Source organism: Vibrio nitrifigilis (genome assembly GCF_015686695.1).
In the GTDB taxonomy this organism is placed as follows: domain Bacteria; phylum Pseudomonadota; class Gammaproteobacteria; order Enterobacterales; family Vibrionaceae; genus Vibrio; species Vibrio nitrifigilis.
On sequence record NZ_JADPMR010000001.1, the window covers coordinates 925,004 to 947,359 of the forward strand.

Below are 22,356 nucleotides of genomic sequence, written 5' to 3' on the forward strand. Positions count from 1 at the left end.
GATAAGCTTAATCACGAAAAGGAATGGCCATTCCCTATCAACGTGGTATGACTTGGATATTAAAAGACATAAATTAGGTAATAAAAAAGGTTAGCAAGTGCTAACAGTTTACCACGACAGGTCGATTCTGAAATAAATCTGGAAAGGTATGTGTGATAAGGCTTCTCAGCCATTTCAAGAAAAACAGTAGTTTTTGACTATTTTCCCTAAAACTCGAATTTTTAGAATACCAATTTCCAGATAATTTGTCACTTCCCAAAAGGCGAGGCTCAAGGTATGGTGGGCTGATGGATAGCGCCACCAAACTCATTTATGCCCCAAAATCGTTTAACACGAGCTTCTTGACCACGTTCTCATGTCAGTTCTTGACCTACTTTCCCTAATAGCAGATTATGAACCCAGTTGTTTAAGTGCAACTATACAGACATATTCTGTAATTTATGAGAGGAAAGATAAGACCTATAGAACAGTATATTGTTGCTATGGTGTCGAATTTCCTAAAAATATTATAAAGACAATGTCTGCTGAAAAGACACTGTTAGGCTAATAATCACATCTTGAAGTTCAGAGGGCTTATGGCTGATATTGTTGAAGAAATGGATATATATTATGAGACCCTCAATGAACGCCCAGATCTTGGATGGTTCCTACAGGGGCACATGGTTGTTGAGTTCATGCTTAGAAAGCGCTTGAGTGAACGGAACCCTGAACTTGCACATCAGCTAAGAAAGGCTAGCTTTTTTAGTATTCTCAAAGCAGCTCTCAATAACGATATAGTTAGTCAAATTGCATATGACGTACTTAGCCAAATAAACAGCATTAGAAACAAATACGCACATGAACTTAGCTATCGTCCTACATTAGAAGAATGGATAGGCCTGTGGTCTTCAGCTCAAAATGCGTTTTCTGATATGACGGATGGCATCGAACAGGGCTTAGCAGAATTAGAGTCTGTTCAAAGGCTTGAGGACGCGAATAGATTTAGCTTAAATGAACTTTTTGTTCAAATCTGTCATGACATTTAAGGCATTAGCCTGACAAAGCAAATCAATGGACGCTTAACGCTTGGGTGTTTGTGGTTTAAAGGTTTTTTTGTTGCGGCATTGGTGTTAGCGCCACTGTTTGCGGCGTTAGGAGTAAAAGAATGACTGATACTTGGGAAGGACGAGTCCGCCCAAAAATTGAGCATGTTACTTCATTATTTGAAAATGAAGTATTAGGTGCATTTATGTCTGGTCACCTAGTTCTTGAATCAATACTTGTTCTGATGCTCGAGTCTAACCCCAAAGACTGTGATAACGGGCGTTATTTTGAGTGGAGCTTTCGAAGGAAAGTTGATGCTTCTGAAGCTAGAGGAATTATTGATCAGCACACAGCAGAGTTTTTGCGTGGCGTGAATAACATTCGAAATCGTTTGGCTCACAAACTTGATATACCTATAACTTTTGATGAAGCCTTTGAGTTAGCCGAATTAGCTGCTGCCGGTGGTATCGATTTTTCTGATAGCACTATCTACTTGGACCGAGAAAAATCAGAGCAGTGGTATGGTATTGAGGGCATAGTTCAGGAAGTATTTCAGAATGCGGCTCAAGACCTATTGTTTCTTTTGGATGATGACAGATTCATTAACGACTTTGTCAGCCAGTAAAACTCCATACAAGTCGCAGCAATTGACAAAAATACATGTCACGAATTTTGGTACCCAGAATATAGCGCCATATATTTTTGCAACTGTGCTCATTCGTTAAATACCCAAGGAAGCTCGTGGATATTCTAAATAATCGAGAAATTGCAATTGCGTTATGGCTTCTGGTCATTTCGATTTACATTATTTCTTCATCGAAAATGGCAGAAGTCAGAAATGCCTTCAAAGGCGTCCTAGCAGCTTTATTTGTTAGACAAATAATGACGGTTCTGTGTTTGATGGTTACTTACATGGCAATTGTTATTTACTGGCTTTCTGAGTTGGAACTATGGAATTTAGAACAGCTAAAAAATACTGTTTTTTGGTGCGTATCTGTTGGTTTCATGTCGCTATATAAGCTTGAACAAATCAAACAAAATAAACGTTTTTTCAAGTACTCAGTTTTAGATAACTTGAAACTACTAGCGATTCTTCAATTTGTCGTTGGTGTATACACTTTCTCTCTTTCAGTCGAGGTTCTGCTAGTTCCTGTTTTAGCATTATTGGGAGCTATGATAGCGATTGCTGAAACCGACAAAAAACATCATCAGGTAAAGCTTATTCTAGGATATTGCCTATCCTCTTTCGGGGTAGTCTTAATCGTTTACACTTTATACATGTTAATGACCGATTTTAGTGAGTTTGGGAAAGAAAAAACAGCATACGACTTCTTTGTTCCACCATTGCTGACATTCTGTTACTTACCATTCGTTTTCTTTATGTTGGTTTATTCAACATATGAGCAAGCCTTTCTTCGTCTAAGGTTTTCAATAAAGAGTCGGTTCCATAGAGCTATGGCTAAAATCTATGCATTTATATTGTTTAATGTTCGGCTCAGTCTAGTTGAGCGGTGGTCATTTCAAGTCGCCCAAGCAAACATAGAATCACACTCGGATCTGATTGATACCTTTAAATATATATTTAAAGTGAGATATTCTGAGAAAAATCCAAAAGAAGTACCAAAAGAGCAAGGTTGGAGCCCTTTCAAAGCCAAAGAATTTCTCGTAAACGAAGGGTTGAGTACTGGATTCTACAATAGATCTTTCGAAGAAGAATGGTTTGCATCATCCCCTATGAAAGAATTTGGCGATGGTATTATCCCTGATAATATCGCTTATTATGTTGAAGGTTCTGAAGACGTTGCAAAAGTACTGAAGCTTAAAGTGAACGTGAATGACTCTTCCAGAACCTATCAGGCATGTGAAAAGTTAGAAGCGATGGCAGAAGCTTTGAGTATCTCTAGTTTAAGTCGACCTTTATCCGATGAGATGAAAAGTGCTATTTCCAGTTGCAATTCATATTCTGAGAAAGTTGAGGATAAAACAATCGCCTTGGTTGTAGAGCATTGGCTAAATCATCAGTTGAATGGGTTTGATCTCAAACTCCTGATATCAAGTATTTAACAAAGCGCTGCTACGGAAAATTTACTCGCTGGCGCTCCCAAATTTTCACAGAGCGCGGCGTTATGCTCTAATCGCAGGAGGTAAGATTAGTGGAACATCCAAAATTATTCATTTCGTATTGCTGGTCAACTCCAGAACACGAGCAGTGGGTTATCGATATAGCAACGGAGCTCACTGATTCAGGTGTACATGTGATTTTAGATAAATGGGATTTAAAAGAAGGTCATGATGCATTTGCATTTATGGAAAAGATGGTCACAGATCCATCTGTTAAAAAGGTAGTGATGATTTGTGATGAGTCTTACGCTTCTCGTGCTGATGGGCGTTCTGGTGGTGTGGGTACAGAGACTCAAATTATTTCTCGTGAGGTTTATGAGGATCAAGAACAAGATAAGTTTGTCGCGATTATTCCGAGCCGTGATGAAAATGGGCATGCTTTCCTTCCTGCTTATTATAAATCGAGGATTTATATTGATCTTAGTGAACCTGATAAGTATTCCGAGAACTTTGAAAGACTTCTTCGCTGGATCTATGACAAGCCTCTATACACTCGACCTGAAATAGGGACCCCCCCAGTTTTTCTAGAAGAGACAGACGCAGTTTCTTTAGGTACATCAACTACTCAAAAACGAGCTTTATCAGCTATTAAAGAGGGGAAATCTTTTGCGTCAGGAGCACTCGACGAGTATTTGCAAACATTTTCTTCAAATCTTGAGCGGTTTAGAATAACTGAAGTTCAAAGTGAATTTGATGATTCTGTTGTAAAAAATATCGATAATTTTTTGCCTTTTCGTAATGAATATATATCAATAATTCTTTCAATTTCTCAATATTCTGCAACTGAGGAAAATATTCACAAAATCCATCGATTTTTTGAATCTTTGCTTCCATACATGGATAAGCCTAGCGACGTTACCTCATGGAAAGACACTGATTTTGATAATTTTAAGTTTATTATCCATGAGTTGTTCTTATACACAGTTGCCATACTTCTTAAAAATGAATTATTCGGACTAACTGGTAAGTTATTATCTCAGCAGTACTATATAGAGGGTAAAGTCCAATATGGGCAATCAGCAATGTGCGGGTATTACGTATTTAGAGAGTATATAAAATCTTTAGAACATAGAAACAAACGATTAAAACTAAACCGTTTGTCGGTTCATGCAGATTTACTTAAGGAACGTGTAAAAGGTTCCGGATTAGATTTTAAGCATTTGATGCAGGCTGATTTTTTGTTGTTCATTCGGGCTGATTTGCATAAGGACAACTATTACACTGACTGGTTTCCAGATACGCTTTTATATTTGGGACATTTTAATAATTCATTTGAAATATTTGCTAGGTCTTCATCTTCAGCATATTTTGAGAAAGTTAAAGAGGCTTTAGGCATAAGCGATATTAGTAAATTAAGTGATTTGTTGGAAGACTATGCAAAACATCCTCAAAATCTACCACGTTGGCTACATCATTCGTTTAGTCCCAAAGCTTTACTTGGTTATGAGCACTTATCAACACGAGCATAACATTAGGCGAATAGAGTAAGTTGATTATGAATGATGTTTCTTTAGCTATTGCTAGAAATATGTTTCATCTGCAAATTCATGAAGCAGATGGTCAAAGATTTGAGGATCTTTTCTCAAAAATAATGGGCTATAAAAGCCGTGATTTTCAACCTGTAAAGCCACATGGGAACATTGGTGACCGTAAAAATGATGGTTGGATACAAAGTGAAAATACTTATTTCCAAGTTTATGCCCCTTCAAATATTGAAAAAAGCATCAACGATGCAGTAAATAAACTTGAAACTGACCTTGAGGGGTTACTCAAACAATGGAATGAGTTATGTCCTGTTAAAAATTTTTACTTTGTATTAAATGACAAGTACAAAGGTGCTCCTCCTCAGTTGCAACAAAAAATGCTTTCTTTAAAGTCAAAATTTGGGTTGGAAAAAACAGGTGTTTTGGTTGCTAAAGATCTTGAATTTGACCTTTTTGATTTACGCAGTGACATTATTCTCTCTGTTGTTGGCCATTTGCCACATATAAACAATGAGGAGTATATGTTTGTTTCTGGTTTCACTTGTTTTATTACTGCGTGGATAGATTTCGAGAAAGTTGGTCGTAAAAAGCTACAGCAAATAGCAACAACTACAAATAGACGCCCAATAGTTGGTAAATTTTTAATAAAAGAGCTTAATACACTGGGTTTGGTAAGTACCAATGATGCTGATTTTCTGGGTCAAATGGCAGATAAGCGAAATCGTTTAGTTCATGGTGATTCGTTAGATATACCTAAAAAATCTGATATTGATGACTTGGTAGCAATAACAGAGCGCCTATAAAATTAGCCATATAAACGTCTAAGACCTCAACATACTTTTCCTAATCTGACAGAAACGATTTAGAACAATAGTTCTAGCTCATTTCTGTCCAAAAGTGAGCTAGGGAAGAAATGGCAGTCGTGTGGAGTGTTTGGTAGCCTACATCAATATAATAGTGGGCTACTGGTGGATTACTTGATTGGCACGACCTGACTTCTTTTCTGCCTAGAAAGCTCCTCCCGAAGCTCTGCATTTTCATGCTCCAACTCATCCACACGAGTTAACGCCTGAACTAGCTTATCATTCAAGTGATGCTGCGCAGCCGCAAATAAGGCTAACTTCTCTCGCTCCGTCTCATACTTAGCCTTGTAGTTATCCTTGATACGCTTTTGCTCTTTGAGCTTAGTGCGCACGGTCTGGATCTCTGGCCGGATTATTTCACCGTTGCCTGCCGCGATTTCAACTTTAGTCTGTTTAACCTTATCAACAAACTCGGGGTAGTAATAGCCACTGCCGTTGCCCAGGTTCGCTTCCTCCTCAACAGCGCGTACACTGAGCTTGCGATGGGCAGGGATACGCTTAGGCTTACCCTGTTTAATGCGTTCTAGAGCCCCTTCAAGCGCTAGTAATGTGTTTTCGCTCTTACTCATGAGTTCGCTACCTTTAAGTCAGGTTCGAAAGGGGTAAATGGCAGTTCAAAATCAGCCATCACTATCTCTGCGGCTCTTACTTGGGTGATGTAGTGGCTACGCTCACTCACCGAAATATCTTCGTCGGATTCCATGTAAGCAACCAAACTGTTGTGCTTTTTCTGCCACCACCGAGCTTGTTCCTCATCAATGATGCTGCTGCCTGAGCCGCAATCGACACAGAATTGAGGCATGACCACACCATCCATATCGCAATTGTATCCATTTTTACAATAGCTATGAGTCGAGCCATGCAGGGTGAGCTTACCATCCTTGACGGCTTTGTAGATGACATCCCACGAACTGTAGATGGTTGGGACATCTCCTCGCATTTGCATGATCGCTTTGCCATGTGAGCCTGATAATTTTTCATTAGAGTGCCACTGTTTGAAGATTTTATTTGCCGTGGTTTCAGCGTTAATGTCCTCAAGCATGGACTGGATTTTTTCATCCACAACAAGGCTTCGATAACTGGCTAGCTTGCCACCGTTGGTGTACCACTCGGTCATAGCAAGATATAGGTGCTTGAACTGCTGTTTGAGAGCGACCATTGTGCCAAAACGGTTCTTAATACAATAGAATGCCAAAGAGCGCCTAAATTGGTGTGTAGTCATGTGCCAAGGCTTACCGACTAGGACATACTTTTTAACCCTCCCATGTGATTGAGGGTTAGAATCTAGGCATTCTTGGTAGTCTTCCTCTGTCACAATAAAATTGAATTTCTTGCAGAATATCTGAAGACGTGCATGCCAGAATGAGATTAATGTGGGTGGTTTAGAGCGAACTGACTGGTTAACCCAAAGAGTGTTTGTGTACTTTTTATCTGGATAGGTAACTTCTTGTCGCCACCTTTCAGTTAGCGTTGTCATGAGTTCAATTGCGATCTTAGATGAACTGGCTGTTACCCATGTTTCTCGTTTTTCACCCAACTTAAAGGTGTGTGATTGGAGCATATGATACTCACGACCTTCAAAAGTATCCTTGTAATAGCTATTTGGCGTGAGCTTATCTAACTCTGAATCACGCATACCACTAAAACCGCCACACACGATGTAGCTTGCATTGATTAACTGCTCTCGATATCGCTTAAATTCCGAGCTATTGGCAAGTGGTATGTTCGGCAGTTTTTGTGCAAGAGGCGAAATAATATCACTTGGGTTTCGAGGTTTGTTTTCACGTATATAAGCAGCACGTATATTTTTATTTATTTCGCCATTAGCCGACATAAAGGGGAAGCTTTCACCACTCGCCACCTTTTCATTGAGGCGTCGATAACCTTCACGGTGTTCTCTTGAAGTTCACTCTCGACTTGAGCAATTAGCTTCCTATTAGGGTGTGCTTCCTCAATCAGTTCAATCGCTTTGCCATAAATAGCATCGCACAAACGCTCTGGAATGGTCAGTGTTTGTTGTGCCTCTAACTGAATTAATCTTCTAGCAACAACGTCGGGCTTTAAAGGTCCAAGAAACTCATGCTTAACTTTATGCCACGCTGTATCTCTAATGATTGAATTGATAGAGACAACACATGACCTTATTGAAGATTGAGAGTATGGTTTTTCAACCAAATACCCTTCAAAGTTAGTCCAATTTGATGATTTCGAAAGAGCACTTATAGAATCAAAGCCTTGCTCTACCAAATGACTGTAAAGCATGCTCGTATATTTGAGCCTTGAAAGTATACTACTAAACTTCAAAGCCTTACGCTGTTTTGGACCTTTATTGAATAACCAACCGTAGGTAAAAAGTTTCAACTCTCGCTGTAAGTCTTTATTGTTATTGAATTGATTGAAATTAAGAGTGTTCTTATGCTCACTTTTGTTTCGTGAAAACGCAAAGCAATACCAAGCGCTATCACCGAAGTAGGCTGTTACCTTGCCTGATTCATCCTTGCAGACAACAACCTTATCAAGCTCATCAAAACGTTCTTCATGATAGAGCGTGACCACATCGGCTTCTTCTACTTTATGCTGCTCTGGGAACCTATCTAAATATAAGTGCTGATCTAGCATTACACGCTCTCCTGTTGACGATTAGGGATTAAGAAAAGAATGGATTCAGGCTCATTCCACTCTGGGTGAAGCCCTTCATCATTTAGTTTTTCTTCAGCTTGTTTTAAGATTTTAGAATTGATCTCGGGAAGAATTTTAGAATCTATAAACACTATGACTTGTTCAAAATTCTTGCGGTAATGGTGAGCATCCAAATGTAGGTACAGCGACTCTTCAATGCACGCCCTAAATGACAGCAAGCACCAAATATCCGCAACGGATTGAACGATAACTTGATAAGGACAACCAAAACACGCCAATAAATCTGCACAAGCCAATCGCTCTCCATCCTTAGCTAACCCATGCTTCAGCGCCTTTTTGGTGTGCTTTTCTGACTTACTACCAAAAGGGTCACTACAACTGCCACCATTAGATGTGCGGCTGAGATTTGGTATTTCAATCGCATTCTCTTTTTCAATCACAAGCACATCAATACCAAGGTTTTCTTGTGCTTCCTTGGGGGATACGCCTTGTTTTATTTGTTCTTCAAGAATGGAGAAAGTGTCTTGCAGCATCCCATTGTTACTGTGTTTATTGCCTTCACTGTAACTCTTTTTTCGAGTATTGGATGTATTCCCAAGCATGATGTTATTTACGATTTCCCCCTGATGATAAGTGGTTAATCGTGCGCCTGTTTCACGAAAACGACTTATCATAGGACGTAATCGTCGCCCCGTTTGATCGTTGAAAGTGAAGTACCTTTCCACCCAACGTGTAAGGAAAGTATTTAAGGTATTCCTTTTGAGAGGCTGTACTTTTTTCATGGCAATAGTTTGCAGTAGTAGGGCATCTTCCCCAGTAGAAATTAATCGTGAAGCCTCAAGTAAATTATCAAAAAAGTCCATCGAATATTTTGGGATTTCTAGTTCGTGTTCACCCATTTCAACGCGAATGGTTTTAAACGCTCTTCGTTTAAATGCTGGCATCGTATACCATACCTCACCAATGGTGGTTGAAGCGTTCTCTGGTTGCTTTAACTTGAACAAATCACTTGTGTTTGCGTAGGTGTAATACCCCATTAGATATGTAGCAGCGGACATCATCTTGGAGATAGCTGCACATAATTTGTATTCACATCCTTTCCAGTGAAAGGTCATGGTTGGTATGTTCCGATACGCCTGAATATGTTTCTCAGGATTATCTATAAACTGTTGATGCGTTTGCTTAAATAATGCTCTCAAAAAAGGGAGTATTTGCTTTAAGTCACTTCGAGTGTAGGCTTCAAAAGGTTCGGCATCATCATTATATCGCGTAGCAATATTATCAAAATACGAGTGGGGTAAATCTAGATATTGAGTAAAGATGACCTGCAATAATGCGTGGCTTGTTCTATAGGTTGAGTTTTTGATTTGCCCTAGCATGACACGCTCATCTTCAAAATTCATATAGCCTTCGATTGATGATTGAGTAAAGGTTTCAACATCCCTCTTGTCACACCACCGAATGTATTGAGATAACTTTACGAAATAGCCGTATAGCTTTTCATGGCTACCACCTTCCTCGATAATTTCGTCATATCGAGCTTTTATTTGATGAATAAAGTCTTTCCTATCGGCATCTTTAAACTTTTTACTTTTCTTTAAATCTTCAGTAGATGGAAGGTTTTTTATCAATAAACGATTAAAATCAACTAGTTTTTTACCGTCTATCGTCAACTGAATACACAAGTCGGGATTCCACTTAGGACGGTGCGTGACGTTACTCATTCTCACCCTCCCAAACTTCATGCATGATACTGTCTAATATGCCAAATTTAACCTTGAAGACTTCTTTACGTTTGAGGTAGCGCAAATATTTCAAAGTGGTTGATTCGTTTTTATGTCCCATCCACCCCATAAGTAGCTCCATGCATTCCACGACAGGTAAGCCAGCCTCAAGAAGGTCATTGAGGCGATATGTGGCATACGTTGAACGAAAATCATGAAAACGATGTTCAAAAGCTGGGGTCGTTTGTTTGATTGTCGCTCTTAGCTCCCTCCACCTAGCTTCAATGGACTTAGGTGATACAGGGTTGCCTTGCTCACTCACAAACAAGGGTTCATGATTTAAGCAAAACTCTAGTGCTTCAACGGTTTCGTAGCTTAATCCCTTTGCTGATTCTTCTAGGTTATCGAGCTTGGTATTTAGCTTGATAACTCGTTTCAAACGTCGCTCAGAAGTACGATAAACGTCTAGTTTGTCGAGCAAAGTCTTCGATATTTCAATCGTCCTCTCTTTGCTGTATTTCGTTTGAACACCATTTCGTTGAGGTGAAACCGCTATCTCATAACGATGCACAGATTCAGTAAGTGGTTTTGCAATATTGAGAGCATCAAGTGTTAGTGTGGCAACCTCTTGAATTCGGAGTCCAGTATCAATGGAGATTAAAATTTGAAGCCCTAGTTCTTCGGATGCTACAGGTAGATAGGTGGTCAGTGTCGATAACGCATCCTGACTTAATGGCGTTAAGGGGCGAATGTTTTTGCTGTCACTGTCTCGTGGTACTTTGATTCTTAAATCACTAGTTTCAATGATGGAGTTTGGAGCAATATGAGCCAGCATATCGGTTCGCTTAATTGATATGAACTCCATTCTAAAGGGCGCTTCTTTCTCATTTTTAATCTTTAGATAACCATCATGCATCAACCACTTATAGTAATTAACTACTTGGTTCATACGTACACTTGCTGTGGAATGAGCAAGCTTTCCCTTTTTTATTAACTTCAATAAATGGGATCGAAATAAGTAAGTTGGCTTTAAACGCTTAACTGGTGGGAACATATCCCATTGAAGGTTTTCATCCTCAAGAAACTGATAGTAGTCCTTTAAAGCTTGAGCGCAGGGTTGTAAGTCTATCGCTTTCTTGATTGCCTTTTGATAGAAGAAGTAGCTATTGGCTTGGTGATTAAATTCACCATGTTCGGAATAAAGCGTTGGCAGTGAACCAATGTTATCAGTGGTAGGTGTAACAGAACATTGCCCATTACTTATAGAGAGATTTGTTTCTTTAAAAACATCACTAGATCTGATTAAAAACGCCATAAAATCCTCACGGAAAACACTGGCTATACATACAGCATAGCCAGCAATGAATTATTTTCCAGATTTATTTATGTGTGTAAGATGCTTTTCCTACATCGACCTGTCATAGTAACCTTTTTTACTATTTGGCAGAAGCGATTTGGGAAACAACAAGTCGCTTGTGGCACCTTAATTCCTGTCAGGGAAATAGGATTACCAACCTTTAACGATACCGCCAAATGCTTTTTGCGCAGCTTGGTAAACTTCGTCAGTTTGGTAAGCTTTCACAAATGTTTTTACGTTTTTATTGTTCACGTTGTCTTGACGAGCAACGATTAGGTTCACATATGGTGAATCTTTGTCTTCAACGAAAATACCATCTTTGTTCGGTGTTAGGTTGATAGAACTTGCAAACGTGTTGTTGATGATTGCTACAGTTACATCGTCTAATGAACGAGGAAGTTGTGACGCGTCTAGCTCAACAATTTCAAGGTTTTTAGGGTTTGATACGATATCACGAGTAGTCGCGTTAAGATCTGCGCCATCGCGTAGCTTGATCAGACCTTGTTTTTCTAGCAGCATTAAAGAACGACCTAGGTTGGTTGGATCGTTAGGTACTGCAATACGGTCACCGTCTTTGATTTCAGAAACAGATTTGATTTTGTTTGAGTAACCAGCAATTGGATAAACAAATGTGTTACCTGCAATCGCTAGTTTATAACCACGGCTTTCCATTTGTTGATCTAGGTATGGTTTGTGTTGGAATGCATTCGCATCAATTGAACCATCGGCTAGAGCCGCATTAGGTGTTACGTAGTCGGTAAAAGTAACCAGTTCAACATCTAAGTTGTATTTTTCTTTGGCGATTTTCTTCGCTACTTCAGCAACTTGTGCTTCAGCACCCGCGATAACCCCAACTTTAATTTTGTTTTGGTCTGCTGTTTTGTCGCCACAACCGGATAGCACAAGTGTAGATGCTACTGCTGCGACTGCTAATAAAGCTTTAACGCTAAATTTCATTCCTGTTCTCCTGTTAAGATTTTTATTTTTAACTTTATACTTATTTTATACCTGAGCATGAGTCATGCTCAGGCTTTTTAATATTATCGATGATCTACTCGGTGTACTAAGGCATCACCGATTGACTGAATGATTTGCACTAAGATAATCAATAGCACCACAGTCACCGCCATAATAACGACATCGTAACGGTAGAAACCGTAGCGAATTGCAACGTCACCAAGGCCACCGCCGCCCACTGTTCCCGCCATTGCTGAATAGCTCACTAATGTGACTAGCGTTACAGTTACGGTGTTAACAATTGTCGGTAGTGCTTCAGGGATCAGTACCTTACGAATAATTTGAAGTGGGCTTGCTCCCATTGATTGTGCCGCTTCAATCAGACCTGCGGGTACTTCCATCATTGCCCCTTCAATTAAGCGAGCAACAAATGGAATTGCACCGATGGTCAGAGGGACAATCGCTGCGGTGGTGCCGATAAAGGTACCGACAACCATTTTAGTGACAGGAATAATCGCTACCATTAAAACCAAGAATGGCACTGAGCGACCAATGTTTACAATTGCGCCTAACACGTTGTTTAGTGCAGGGTTAGAAAGTAGACCACCCTTTTTAGTCGTGTGTAAAACGACACCAAGTGGAATGCCAACAGCAAAGCCAACAATCCCTGATACCGCTACCATATAAATTGTTTGCCATGTTGCTTTTAAAATCAGGTCACTGTTGAGTGATACCCATGATGCTAGTTCATGAAACATAACCAAGTACCTCAACTTTTACTTTGTTGTCGCGAATGTATTGAATAGCAGCTTGGGTGTCAGCCGGCTGGCCAAGAATTTCTGCTACCATCATGCCGAATTTAACCCCGCCTGCGTAATCTAAATCTGAGTTTAGAATGCTGACATCAATATTAAATTCGCGAGATACTTGTGAGACGACTGGCGCGTCAACACTTGCGCCGGTGAACTCAAGTCGAACCAATGGGTGTGTTCCTTCAACTTGTTGTTCTTTCAAGCGGTTTTCATAATCTTCTGGAATAGAAAGATCCAGTGTCGAGCGAATGAATTCGTGTGCAAGTTCTGTTTTCGGATATGCAAAGATATCGCCTACAGTGCCTTTTTCTACCAATTCACCACCACCGATGATTGCCACTTCGTGACAGATGCTTTTAACCACATCCATTTCGTGTGTGATCAAGAGCATCGTAATATTAAGGCGGCGGTTAATTTCTTTTAATAGTTCTAAAATTGATTGAGTGGTTGCAGGGTCTAGCGCACTGGTTGCTTCATCACAAAGTAAAACTTTAGGATCTGAGGCCAGTGCACGTGCAATCGCCACACGCTGTTTTTGACCACCACTTAAATTCGCAGGGTAGGTATCTTTTTTATCCGCCAAACCGACAAGATCAAGCAACTGAGAGACTTTCTCTTGGATGTGGTTGTCATCTTTTCCTGCAAGCTCAAGAGGTAATGCAATATTAGCAAATACGGTACGAGAAGCGAGTAGGTTGAAGTGTTGGAATATCATGCCGATATTGCGACGAGCGTGTGAAAGCTCTTTTGATGATAGCTGAGTTAAATCTGTACCATCTACGACAACAGAACCAGAGGTTGGACGCTCTAGCATATTCACACAACGGATCAGTGTACTTTTCCCTGCACCTGAAGAGCCGATTACACCAAAGATAGTGCCTTGTGGTATTTGAAGGTCAATATTCTTAAGAGCATGAATTTCCTTTTCACCCTGGTAGAATACCTTGTTGACATTAGTTATTTGAATCATTCGAAAACCTGTGCAGGGAAATACTTAAGTTACCCCATTTTTTCTGTAGTCTTTTCGACCCACAGAGTAATGTATTTGTGACTTCTATTATGGATGATGATGCTATGGTTTCTGACCTTTCAAGTCAATAGATATTTTTACGTCTAGACGTCTAAATAGTGAAAATGTCAGAACTGAATGGAATGAGATATTGATGAAAGCAATAAGTTATCTTTATAACCCCAAATAACCTTGATATGCAGGATTCAAAGCTCAATCAACGGATATAGATCAAGCCCTATCACGGAAGGAATGAGCATTGTGTTTTCGTGTGATTGTCTACCTCAAGATTCCAATATCATCCTCGTGTAGGAATAGTTTTATCGTTTAAGAATGACTATGAATTATCTAACATTGGATTTTTTGATGCTATTCTGAAATCTGTATCTTGATGCTACTTGAGTATAGAATACCTCTATTCACATGCATTCATCTCTATTCGTTATCTCAGCGCTGGCGCTTGAGATTAATCGGTAGTTTAACACAGCTCGTAAGTGAGAGTAATTTTGGCTAAACCTGCGGTATTTTTGGACCGTGATGGCGTGATTAACGTCGATCATGGTTACGTACATGATGAACACGATTTTGAGTTTATCGATGGAGTTTTTGAAGCTACAAAAGCTTTGCAAGATATGGGCTACCTTCTTGTGTTAGTGACTAATCAGGCAGGTATTGCACGTGGATTGTATAGTGAAGATCGCTTTCTTTCACTGACGCAGTGGATGGATTGGAACTTCGAAGATCATGGTGTCGAGTTTGATGGTATCTATTATTGTCCACATCATCTTGAACATGGGATTGGAGAGTATAAGCAAGATTGTGATTGTCGGAAACCAAAACCAGGCATGTTTATTGATGCGCGTAATTTCCTAAAAATAGACATGGAAAACTCGGTTATGGTTGGTGATAAAGCTGAAGATTTGATGGCAGCAGAAGCGGCAGGAGTCGGAACTAAAATTTTAGTTCGTACCGGAAAGCCTGTGACTGAGAAAGGTGAAGCGCTGGCATCGATAGTATTGGATAGTATTGCGGATGTGCCTGCGTATTTGAAAAAATAGCCATGACGTACGTCATCATTATAAAAAGGTTGCGAATGCAGCCTTTTTTGTTGGCTATGTATGGGCAAATAAATCACTGTTATAAGTTAAGTGCGAAAATGCAAAAAGCCAGCTCAATGAGCTGGCTTTCTAATATGGTGGAGGGGGACGGATTCGAACCATCGAAGGCGGAGCCGGCAGATTTACAGTCTGCTCCCTTTGGCCACTCGGGAACCCCTCCAGGGGATTTTTATACTTAATTGAGGTTTTCCCAACACATTCAATCAAGTGTTTCTCATAAGAGAAGAATATGGTGGAGGGGGACGGATTCGAACCATCGAAGGCGGAGCCGGCAGATTTACAGTCTGCTCCCTTTGGCCACTCGGGAACCCCTCCAGGGCTTTTTATACTTAATTGAGGTTTTCCCAACACGTTCAATCAAGTGTTTCTCATAAGAGAAGAATATGGTGGAGGGGGACGGATTCGAACCATCGAAGGCGGAGCCGGCAGATTTACAGTCTGCTCCCTTTGGCCACTCGGGAACCCCTCCAGGGCTTTTTATACTTAATTGAGGTTTTCCCAACACGTTCAATCAAGTGTTTCTCATAAGAGAAGAATATGGTGGAGGGGGACGGATTCGAACCATCGAAGGCGGAGCCGGCAGATTTACAGTCTGCTCCCTTTGGCCACTCGGGAACCCCTCCAGGGTATTTTTATACTTAAGTGATGTTTTCCCAACTCATCCCTCAAGTGCGGAGCGCATCATAGCAAACTCTTTGAAGCTGTAAACCCTTTTTTTATGATTTTGAATTGAATGCTGGCTTTTTGGGCAAAGATGCCAGTTATTCGCCATTTTTATGGTTTTTTATCTCCAAGAGTTTGTTTTGTCGAAGATTGAAGTCAACTGGCTCTAATGAGGTTATTGGGTTATACGCAAGTAACCTCAAGATGCTGTTTCAGCGAGATGTATTTGCTCTTAGCGGTAATTAACGGTGTAGCGGGTGGGTTTATGGTTCATTGCGAGAACGCTATTGACAACAATTGCGCCAAATACAGAGAGTACAAGTAACCAGACAGGAACATAGAAGTATGAAATGAGTAATATTGAACAGTCAATAAACACCTGTGTTTTACCCACTGAAATGCCCCATTTGTCCTGAATCGCCAAACACATCACATTAAATCCACCTAGACTTGAACGATGGCGAAATAAAATCAACATGCCAATCCCCATTAGTAACCCACCAGCAAATGCACAATAAACATCATTGATTTGATCAAGATGAATAATATGGTGAAGTTGGTCTGTAAAAATTGACACTAATGCGCCGGATACCACGCTATTGATGGCGAATGCTTTACCAAAACGTTTCCACGCTAAAAAGTAAAAAGGCACATTTGTGACAAAATACAATGTGCCGAAACTGATAGGGATAAGTTTTGCCAACAGCAAAGATAAGCCAGCGGTGCCGCCTGTGAGTAAATGGGCGGCTTGAAGAAAGAAAACGCCTTGCGCTGTGATTATCGAGCCTGTAAGCATTGCTATAGCGTCTTCTTTAAGTGTGTGTTTTTCCATAAATGTGTTGTAGTCCTGCAGTGGCTCTGTGTGATCACACAGTAAAAATCTGAGATTTGATGAGATAAGAGGCGATACTAATAAAAAGATACTTTTTCCGGTAGATAGTGAGGGGAAATTAAGGTACATCTATGTAACGGCCAATTTACAGGGCGTAAAGTGGTAAGTTGACAGTCAGAAGAGACACAAAGAAGAAGGTGCACGGTATTGAGTGAGCCCTTGCTGATTAATGTTGATAGTAAGCCTTTCTGCCTATTTACAAGGTTTATGAAACGATTTGTCACTCATTATGAAAAAACTGCATAATAAATTGTGTAAATTGTGCTTTATGATGAAGATCAATTTATGTAAAATGCGCGCCATTACGGTGACGAAAACGTTTGCGTTTAGTCGTTGTGCGGTTTTTTCCCTAAAATTTCAGTTAATCTGAGTCAGGAGATACAGATGCTTAAGCGTGATATGAACATCGCTGATTACGATCCGGAGCTATACGCTGCCATCCAGGAAGAAACTCTTCGTCAGGAAGAACACATTGAACTTATTGCTTCTGAAAACTACACAAGTCCACGTGTAATGGAAGCACAAGGCTCTCAGCTAACTAACAAGTACGCAGAGGGTTACCCTGGCAAGCGTTACTACGGCGGTTGTGAGTATGTTGATAAAGCAGAAGCATTGGCTATTGACCGTGCTTGTAAACTGTTCGGTTGTGAATACGCAAACGTACAGCCACACTCAGGTTCTCAAGCAAACAGCGCAGTGTATATGGCGTTGTTGAACCCTGGCGACACCGTTCTAGGCATGAGCCTAGCACACGGTGGTCACTTAACTCACGGTTCACCAGTTAACTTTTCTGGCAAACACTACAATGTGATTCCTTACGGCATCGATTCTGATGGTCAAATCGACTACGATGAAATGGAAGCGCTAGCACTACAACACAAACCTAAGATGATTATTGGTGGTTTCTCTGCTTATTCTCAAGTTGTAGATTGGAAACGCATGCGTGAAATCGCAGACAAAGTAGATGCTTACCTGTTTGTTGATATGGCACACGTTGCCGGCCTAATTGCTGCTGGTGTATACCCAAGCCCAATTCCATTTGCTGACGTTGTAACAACGACAACTCACAAAACATTGGCAGGTCCTCGTGGTGGTCTTATCCTTTCTAACGCAGGTGAAGATCTGTACAAGAAACTAAATTCTGCAGTGTTCCCTGGTGGTCAAGGTGGTCCTTTGATGCACGTTATCGCTGCAAAAGCGGTTGCTTTCAAAGAAGCAATGGAGCCAGAATTTAAAGCCTATCAAGAACGTGTTGTAGAAAACGCTAAAGCGATGGTTGCTCAATTCCAAGAGCGTGGCTACAAAATCGTATCTAACAGTACTGAAAACCACCTGTTCCTTGTTGATCTGATCGATAAAGACATCACTGGTAAAGAGGCTGATGCGGCTCTTGGCGCTGCTAACATTACAGTTAACAAAAACTCTGTACCAAACGATCCACGTAGCCCATTCGTAACGTCTGGTATTCGCGTTGGTACTCCATCAATTACTCGTCGCGGCTTCAATGCTGAAGATGCAAAAGAGTTAGCAAACTGGATGTGTGATGTACTTGATAGCATCAATGATCAATCTGTTATTGATGCAACAAAACAGAAAGTTTTAGAAATCTGTAAACGTCTTCCTGTTTACGCTTAATTTCTATACTTAAGTTATAAAACAAAGGGCCCGCATTAATATGCGGGCCCTTTTTGTCTGTTTGTAAGCGATTAACTGTAGTGTTGCTCTATGTTATTTTGCAACACTAAGCAATGCACCTGATTTACATTGGAACATATAGTAGTTACTGCTTTCAGAAAATTTTCCAAGCCCTTCGCCAGAACAATAATCCGCGTTGATATCACGCATGGTATCAAGAGTTTGTTCGCTTTGAAGTGAGAACTTAGATCCATCAGCACACACGATACGAACTCGGCCGTCATCACTAACTGAATAGATTTTGACGTCAGTATTACAGAGCTCGAACGACGCTTCTTGGAAGTTATCTCGTTGCTCGTTCGATGCACATCCCGCCAACACTCCTGTAATAATTAGAGCCAAGAGTCCAAATTTATTCATGATGAAATCCTTTACGTTGTTACGTGTACCGAACCGATGATAAGAAATCATCGTTGCTCCTATGATTTTTACCCGGTCGCGGTTAATTAATATCTACATTTTAGTATAAGCCAACGCCAGCGTATAAAACTTGTTCGAGAGCTGCAAGTAGTGAATGCCGATAAATGAAAAAAGCCGATATGGATTCCATATCGGCTTTAGTACTCAGGAGTATGAATTATTTAACTTCCATACCTTGAGCTTGGAGATCTGCATGGTAAGAAGAACGTACGAACGGGCCGCAAGCTGCATGAGTGAAGCCTAACTCTAATGCAACTTTTTTGAGTTCTTCGAATTCTTCTGGTGGCACATAGCGAGCCACTGGTAGATGGTGGCGACTTGGTGCTAGATATTGACCGAGAGTCAGCATTGTCACGCCATGAGAGCGTAGATCTTTGAGTACTTCAATGATTTCTTCTTTGGTTTCGCCCAGCCCCATCATCAAACCTGATTTAGTTGGAATGTCTGGATGCTGTTCTTTGAATTTACGTAGAAGTTCTAGTGACCATTTATAGTTTGCACCTGGACGAGCCTTACGATATAGACGTGGGGCAGTTTCTAAGTTGTGGTTGAATACATCTGGCGGATTGTCTTTCATTAACTCAAGCGCAGTATCCATACGACCACGAAAATCAGGTACGAGTGTCTCAATACGAATTTCTGGGTTAAGAGCGCGAATTTCACGGTTACAGTCTGCAAAGTGTTGTGCGCCACCATCACGAAGGTCATCGCGGTCAACAGAGGTGATCACCACATACTTCAACTTCATATCTTTGATGGTTTGTGCCAATTTTTGTGGTTCATTAGCTTCTGGTGCAACAGGGCGACCATGGGCAACGTCACAGAACGGACAACGACGGGTACAGATAGCACCTAAAATCATGAAGGTAGCAGTACCATGATTAAAACATTCGGCGAGGTTAGGGCAAGAGGCTTCTTCACAAACAGAGTGAAGGTTGTTCTTGCGCATCGCTGATTTTATGTCTTTGATACGTTGACTATCAGAAGGCAGCTTGATTTTCATCCACTCAGGTTTACGTAGAACCTCAGTTTGTTCTTCAGGCATGTTCTTAACTGGAATCAGTGCCATTTTGTCGGCATCGCGGTATTTAACACCACGTTCCATCTGAATTGGTTTACTCATGATTATAGGCTTCTGTGCTGATTTCGACTTTCTCGTAGCCTAGCAGGCTAACAAGTTCTTTGACTAGTATATGCTCGACATGTTCAATGTCGGTTGGTCCCTTTAAATCGCTCACTTGAACCATTTCCATTCCCGCATAGCCACATGGGTTAATACGTAGAAACGGCGATAAATCCATATTGACGTTGAGTGCCAACCCATGGAAAGAACAGCCTTTACGAATACGTAGGCCGAGTGAACAAATTTTTCTCCCGTCGACGTAAACGCCAGGAGCATCAGGTTTCGCTGCTGAGTCAATCTGATAGTGTTTAAGCGTGTTGATCACGAGTGTTTCTATATCGGTGACTAATTCGCGAACCCCAAGTTTTTTACGACGTAGGTTAATTAAAAAGTAGACGACGAGTTGACCGGGGCCATGGTAGGTGACTTGTCCGCCGCGATCACTCTGAACAACGGGAATATCCCCCGTATTCAATAAGTGTTCAGGTTTTCCCGCTTGGCCTTGGGTGAATACAGGGTTGTGCTCCACTAGCCAGATTTCATCCCGGGTTTCTGAATCGCGTTGATCAGTAAAGTCATGCATTGCTTGCCAGACCGGTTGGTAATCCCGGCGGCCTAAATGCCTGACGACCAGTTCACTGTCCATTATTACGTCCATCGGTCTTATATAAAGTTTTTGGATTATAAACTTCTTAGATGCTTTGAACTACTTTTTATAGCGTTTTTTTTAACACTTGTGAAACGTGTTGTTTTTAACTGTCTGATAAAAAAGGGAAAAGCAGCTTTCGCTGCTTTAAAAAAAAGTTTACTCATTTCAAATAAAATTGAAAATGATTGGGCGTTTATAGTACTAAGCGTACGATTTCGATATCGCCTAACTCTTTATAAAGGGTTTCTACTTGCTCGATAGATGTTGCTGTAATCGTTACCGAAACTGAATGGTAGTTACCTTTGCCGCTTGGCTTTACTCGAGGGCTGTAGTCACCTGGAGCATGGCGTTGAATGACTTCTAATACCAGTTCAGGTAGTTCTGGTTTCGCATGGCCCATGACTTTGTATGTAAATGAGCAAGGGAACTCGAGAAGGTCTTTCAATTTTGCATCAGAGTTGAGTGTCAACATAAGGAAACTCCAAGGTTTACTAATAATAGAAGCGGTGCAGAATAGTACAGCCAATTGATGTGGATCTCAAGTCAACAAAAAAGCCGCGTTAGCGGCTTTTTTAAAGACGATGAGAGCCTTTAGAATAAGCCTTTGAACAATAGAACAATGTAGTCCCAAAGACGGCTGAAAATGCCACCTTGGTTAACATCTTCTAAAGCCATTAAAGGATATTGAGCAACATCTTTACCATCAACTTGGTAGAAGAGTTTACCTACTACGTCACCTTTTTTGATTGGCGCTTTTAGCTGTTTATCCAGCACAAAGTTTGCCGTCAGATCTTTAGCTTGTCCGCGAGGTAAAGTGACATAAGTATCTTCATTGACACCTAGAGCAACTTTGTCTTTATCGCCCATCCAGATGCGTTCTTTAACAAATGTTTGGCCTTTCTTATGTGGCTCAACAGTCTCAAAGAAACGGAAGCCGTATCCTAGTAGTTTTTTACTTTCTGCTTTACGTGCATTAGAGCTCTTTGTACCCATTACAACAGAAATAAGGCGCATTTTACCTTCGTACGCTGATGTCACCAGGTTGTAGCCTGCATGGCTAGTGTGGCCTGTTTTGATGCCATCGACGTTCATACTTTTATCCCACAGTAGGCCGTTACGGTTGTACTGTGTGATACCGTTGTAGGTAAATTTCTTATCTGAGTAGATTTTATACTCTTCAGGAACGTCACGAATTAACGCTTGCGCAAGTACTGCTAAATCGTGTGGTGTAGTGTACAAGTTAGGGTTATCAAGCCCGTGTACGTTAGCATAATGAGTGTCTTTCATGCCTAGCGTATTCGCCCAAGCATTCATAAGATCGACAAATGCATCGGTAGAGCCAGCGATGTGTTCTGCCATAGCCACACAAGCATCGTTACCTGAATCAATAATAATGCCTTTGTTTAGTTCTCCCACTTTTACAGTGGTACCAACTTCGATAAACATTTTTGAAGATTCTGGGAAGTTTTTCGCCCAAGCATTGCGACTGATGACAACGTCGTCATCACGGCTAATGTTACCGCGCTTAATCTCTTGACCGATAACGTAGCTCGTCATCATTTTTGTCAAACTAGCTGGCGGTAGTTTCTCGTTCATGTTTTTTTGAGCAAGAATTTTACCGGAATGGTAATCCATCAAAATGTAGCCATTTGCTGCAATTTGAGGTGCATCTGGTACAACAACTGGAGAGGCAGCCACTGCTGAACCCGAGAAACTTGCTGATAGCGCAACAGAAGACGCTAAAACAGTATTTAAAATCGCTTTTTTCATGGTGAGTTTGACTTTTTTACTTAATTATCCGTTATC

General features: G+C 40.7%; 21 protein-coding genes and 4 tRNA genes. 7 read left to right on the forward strand and 18 right to left on the reverse strand.

The annotated features are described in order from the left end of the window. Positions 1 to 575: 575 nt before the first annotated feature. The 5 genes from I1A42_RS04195 to I1A42_RS04215 all read left to right on the forward strand — a co-directional run bounded on the left by I1A42_RS04195 (position 576) and on the right by I1A42_RS04215 (position 5,431). Complete coding sequence (locus I1A42_RS04195) at positions 576 to 1,025, forward strand: hypothetical protein (RefSeq protein WP_196122749.1); 450 nt, start codon at positions 576 to 578, stop codon at positions 1,023 to 1,025. Positions 1,026 to 1,144: 119 nt separating this feature from the next. Further along, on the forward strand, positions 1,145 to 1,648 hold the full coding sequence (locus I1A42_RS04200) for a DUF4145 domain-containing protein (RefSeq protein ID WP_196122750.1): 504 nt from the start codon (positions 1,145 to 1,147) through the stop codon (positions 1,646 to 1,648). Positions 1,649 to 1,764: 116 nt separating this feature from the next. Then, entirely contained in the window at positions 1,765 to 3,087 is a 1,323-nt protein-coding gene (locus tag I1A42_RS04205) for a hypothetical protein (protein ID WP_196122751.1), read from the forward strand. Between the two features lie 89 nt (positions 3,088 to 3,176). Next, positions 3,177 to 4,613: an SEFIR domain-containing protein gene (locus I1A42_RS04210; protein WP_196122752.1), complete on the forward strand. Its 1,437-nt coding sequence runs from the start codon at positions 3,177 to 3,179 to the stop codon at positions 4,611 to 4,613. A gap of 26 nt (positions 4,614 to 4,639) precedes the next feature. Further along, a complete protein-coding gene (locus I1A42_RS04215) occupies positions 4,640 to 5,431 on the forward strand; it encodes a hypothetical protein (RefSeq protein WP_196122753.1) in 792 nt (263 codons plus the stop codon). A gap of 170 nt (positions 5,432 to 5,601) precedes the next feature. Here I1A42_RS04215 and I1A42_RS04220 read toward each other — a convergent pair whose 3' ends face one another. The 8 genes from I1A42_RS04220 to metN all read right to left on the reverse strand — a co-directional run bounded on the left by I1A42_RS04220 (position 5,602) and on the right by metN (position 13,951). After that, positions 5,602 to 6,060, reverse strand: a complete 459-nt coding sequence (locus tag I1A42_RS04220; protein ID WP_196122754.1) for a hypothetical protein — start codon at positions 6,058 to 6,060, stop codon at positions 5,602 to 5,604. After that, on the reverse strand, positions 6,057 to 7,325 hold the full coding sequence (locus I1A42_RS25160) for a site-specific integrase (protein WP_329604803.1): 1,269 nt from the start codon (positions 7,323 to 7,325) through the stop codon (positions 6,057 to 6,059). The genes I1A42_RS04220 and I1A42_RS25160 overlap by 4 nt, the downstream gene beginning before the upstream one ends. Continuing rightward, complete coding sequence (locus tag I1A42_RS25165) at positions 7,304 to 8,110, reverse strand: hypothetical protein (protein WP_329604804.1); 807 nt, start codon at positions 8,108 to 8,110, stop codon at positions 7,304 to 7,306. Before I1A42_RS25165 ends, I1A42_RS25160 begins: the two co-directional genes overlap by 22 nt. Then, positions 8,110 to 9,855 carry a hypothetical protein gene (locus I1A42_RS04230; RefSeq protein WP_196122755.1) on the reverse strand — a complete coding sequence of 582 codons (1,746 nt, stop codon included), beginning with the start codon at positions 9,853 to 9,855 and terminating at the stop codon, positions 8,110 to 8,112. The genes I1A42_RS25165 and I1A42_RS04230 overlap by 1 nt, the downstream gene beginning before the upstream one ends. After that, on the reverse strand, positions 9,848 to 11,170 hold the full coding sequence (locus I1A42_RS04235) for a tyrosine-type recombinase/integrase (RefSeq protein WP_196122756.1): 1,323 nt from the start codon (positions 11,168 to 11,170) through the stop codon (positions 9,848 to 9,850). Before I1A42_RS04235 ends, I1A42_RS04230 begins: the two co-directional genes overlap by 8 nt. Before the next feature lie 192 nt (positions 11,171 to 11,362). Then, complete coding sequence (locus I1A42_RS04240) at positions 11,363 to 12,169, reverse strand: MetQ/NlpA family lipoprotein (protein WP_161155055.1); 807 nt, start codon at positions 12,167 to 12,169, stop codon at positions 11,363 to 11,365. A gap of 83 nt (positions 12,170 to 12,252) precedes the next feature. Then, positions 12,253 to 12,927 (reverse strand): methionine ABC transporter permease, encoded by a 675-nt coding sequence (locus I1A42_RS04245; RefSeq protein WP_161155057.1) that lies wholly within the window; start codon positions 12,925 to 12,927, stop codon positions 12,253 to 12,255. Further along, the gene (metN, locus tag I1A42_RS04250; RefSeq protein WP_161155062.1) at positions 12,917 to 13,951 is read right to left on the reverse strand and encodes a methionine ABC transporter ATP-binding protein MetN; all 1,035 of its coding nucleotides are present in this window, start codon (positions 13,949 to 13,951) and stop codon (positions 12,917 to 12,919) included. Before metN ends, I1A42_RS04245 begins: the two co-directional genes overlap by 11 nt. A 545-nt stretch (positions 13,952 to 14,496) precedes the next feature. Between metN and gmhB the strand changes: the two genes are divergently transcribed. Beyond that, positions 14,497 to 15,048 carry a D-glycero-beta-D-manno-heptose 1,7-bisphosphate 7-phosphatase gene (gene gmhB / locus I1A42_RS04255; RefSeq protein WP_196122757.1) on the forward strand — a complete coding sequence of 184 codons (552 nt, stop codon included), beginning with the start codon at positions 14,497 to 14,499 and terminating at the stop codon, positions 15,046 to 15,048. A gap of 135 nt (positions 15,049 to 15,183) precedes the next feature. On the opposite strand, the gene I1A42_RS04260 is transcribed toward gmhB, so the two are convergent. The 5 genes from I1A42_RS04260 to I1A42_RS04280 all read right to left on the reverse strand — a co-directional run bounded on the left by I1A42_RS04260 (position 15,184) and on the right by I1A42_RS04280 (position 16,603). Continuing rightward, a tRNA-Tyr gene (locus I1A42_RS04260) sits at positions 15,184 to 15,268 on the reverse strand. Between the two features lie 70 nt (positions 15,269 to 15,338). Beyond that, positions 15,339 to 15,423 (reverse strand) — tRNA-Tyr (locus I1A42_RS04265). 69 nt (positions 15,424 to 15,492) lie between these two features. Then, positions 15,493 to 15,577: transfer RNA gene (locus I1A42_RS04270), tRNA-Tyr, on the reverse strand. 69 nt (positions 15,578 to 15,646) lie between these two features. After that, positions 15,647 to 15,731: transfer RNA gene (locus I1A42_RS04275), tRNA-Tyr, on the reverse strand. Positions 15,732 to 16,003: 272 nt separating this feature from the next. Then, positions 16,004 to 16,603, reverse strand: coding sequence for a YitT family protein (locus I1A42_RS04280; protein ID WP_161155066.1), 600 nt, complete (start codon positions 16,601 to 16,603; stop codon positions 16,004 to 16,006). 444 nt (positions 16,604 to 17,047) lie between these two features. On the opposite strand from I1A42_RS04280, the gene glyA reads away from it, so the two are divergent. Then, positions 17,048 to 18,298, forward strand: coding sequence for a serine hydroxymethyltransferase (gene glyA / locus I1A42_RS04285; protein ID WP_161155070.1), 1,251 nt, complete (start codon positions 17,048 to 17,050; stop codon positions 18,296 to 18,298). Between the two features lie 93 nt (positions 18,299 to 18,391). Here glyA and I1A42_RS04290 read toward each other — a convergent pair whose 3' ends face one another. From I1A42_RS04290 to I1A42_RS04310, 5 genes are all read right to left on the reverse strand, one after another. Beyond that, positions 18,392 to 18,718: a hypothetical protein gene (locus tag I1A42_RS04290; protein ID WP_161155072.1), complete on the reverse strand. Its 327-nt coding sequence runs from the start codon at positions 18,716 to 18,718 to the stop codon at positions 18,392 to 18,394. Positions 18,719 to 18,935: 217 nt separating this feature from the next. Beyond that, positions 18,936 to 19,901, reverse strand: coding sequence for a lipoyl synthase (lipA, locus tag I1A42_RS04295; RefSeq protein WP_196122758.1), 966 nt, complete (start codon positions 19,899 to 19,901; stop codon positions 18,936 to 18,938). Further along, entirely contained in the window at positions 19,894 to 20,547 is a 654-nt protein-coding gene (gene lipB, locus I1A42_RS04300) for a lipoyl(octanoyl) transferase LipB (protein WP_161155077.1), read from the reverse strand. The genes lipA and lipB overlap by 8 nt, the downstream gene beginning before the upstream one ends. A 196-nt stretch (positions 20,548 to 20,743) precedes the next feature. Beyond that, positions 20,744 to 21,022, reverse strand: a complete 279-nt coding sequence (gene ybeD, locus I1A42_RS04305) for a DUF493 family protein YbeD (protein WP_196122759.1) — start codon at positions 21,020 to 21,022, stop codon at positions 20,744 to 20,746. 119 nt (positions 21,023 to 21,141) lie between these two features. Beyond that, complete coding sequence (locus I1A42_RS04310) at positions 21,142 to 22,320, reverse strand: serine hydrolase (protein WP_161155081.1); 1,179 nt, start codon at positions 22,318 to 22,320, stop codon at positions 21,142 to 21,144. Positions 22,321 to 22,356 lie beyond the last annotated feature (36 nt).

Excerpts from the sequence above, each read along its gene's own strand:
- I1A42_RS04195 (WP_196122749.1), top strand. The coding sequence starts at position 576 with ATGGCTGATATTGTTGAAGAAATGGATATATATTATGAGACCCTCAAT.
- I1A42_RS04200 (WP_196122750.1), top strand. The coding sequence starts at position 1,145 with ATGACTGATACTTGGGAAGGACGAGTCCGCCCAAAAATTGAGCATGTT.
- I1A42_RS04215 (WP_196122753.1), top strand. The coding sequence starts at position 4,640 with ATGAATGATGTTTCTTTAGCTATTGCTAGAAATATGTTTCATCTGCAA.
- I1A42_RS04220 (WP_196122754.1), bottom strand. The coding sequence starts at position 6,060 with ATGAGTAAGAGCGAAAACACATTACTAGCGCTTGAAGGGGCTCTAGAA.
- I1A42_RS25160 (WP_329604803.1), bottom strand. The coding sequence starts at position 7,325 with ATGTCGGCTAATGGCGAAATAAATAAAAATATACGTGCTGCTTATATA.
- I1A42_RS25165 (WP_329604804.1), bottom strand. The coding sequence starts at position 8,110 with ATGCTAGATCAGCACTTATATTTAGATAGGTTCCCAGAGCAGCATAAA.
- I1A42_RS04230 (WP_196122755.1), bottom strand. The coding sequence starts at position 9,855 with ATGAGTAACGTCACGCACCGTCCTAAGTGGAATCCCGACTTGTGTATT.
- I1A42_RS04235 (WP_196122756.1), bottom strand. The coding sequence starts at position 11,170 with ATGGCGTTTTTAATCAGATCTAGTGATGTTTTTAAAGAAACAAATCTC.
- I1A42_RS04240 (WP_161155055.1), bottom strand. The coding sequence starts at position 12,169 with ATGAAATTTAGCGTTAAAGCTTTATTAGCAGTCGCAGCAGTAGCATCT.
- I1A42_RS04245 (WP_161155057.1), bottom strand. The coding sequence starts at position 12,927 with ATGTTTCATGAACTAGCATCATGGGTATCACTCAACAGTGACCTGATT.
- metN (WP_161155062.1), bottom strand. The coding sequence starts at position 13,951 with ATGATTCAAATAACTAATGTCAACAAGGTATTCTACCAGGGTGAAAAG.
- I1A42_RS04280 (WP_161155066.1), bottom strand. The coding sequence starts at position 16,603 with ATGGAAAAACACACACTTAAAGAAGACGCTATAGCAATGCTTACAGGC.
- glyA (WP_161155070.1), top strand. The coding sequence starts at position 17,048 with ATGCTTAAGCGTGATATGAACATCGCTGATTACGATCCGGAGCTATAC.
- I1A42_RS04290 (WP_161155072.1), bottom strand. The coding sequence starts at position 18,718 with ATGAATAAATTTGGACTCTTGGCTCTAATTATTACAGGAGTGTTGGCG.
- lipA (WP_196122758.1), bottom strand. The coding sequence starts at position 19,901 with ATGAGTAAACCAATTCAGATGGAACGTGGTGTTAAATACCGCGATGCC.
- lipB (WP_161155077.1), bottom strand. The coding sequence starts at position 20,547 with ATGGACAGTGAACTGGTCGTCAGGCATTTAGGCCGCCGGGATTACCAA.
- ybeD (WP_196122759.1), bottom strand. The coding sequence starts at position 21,022 with ATGTTGACACTCAACTCTGATGCAAAATTGAAAGACCTTCTCGAGTTC.
- I1A42_RS04310 (WP_161155081.1), bottom strand. The coding sequence starts at position 22,320 with ATGAAAAAAGCGATTTTAAATACTGTTTTAGCGTCTTCTGTTGCGCTA.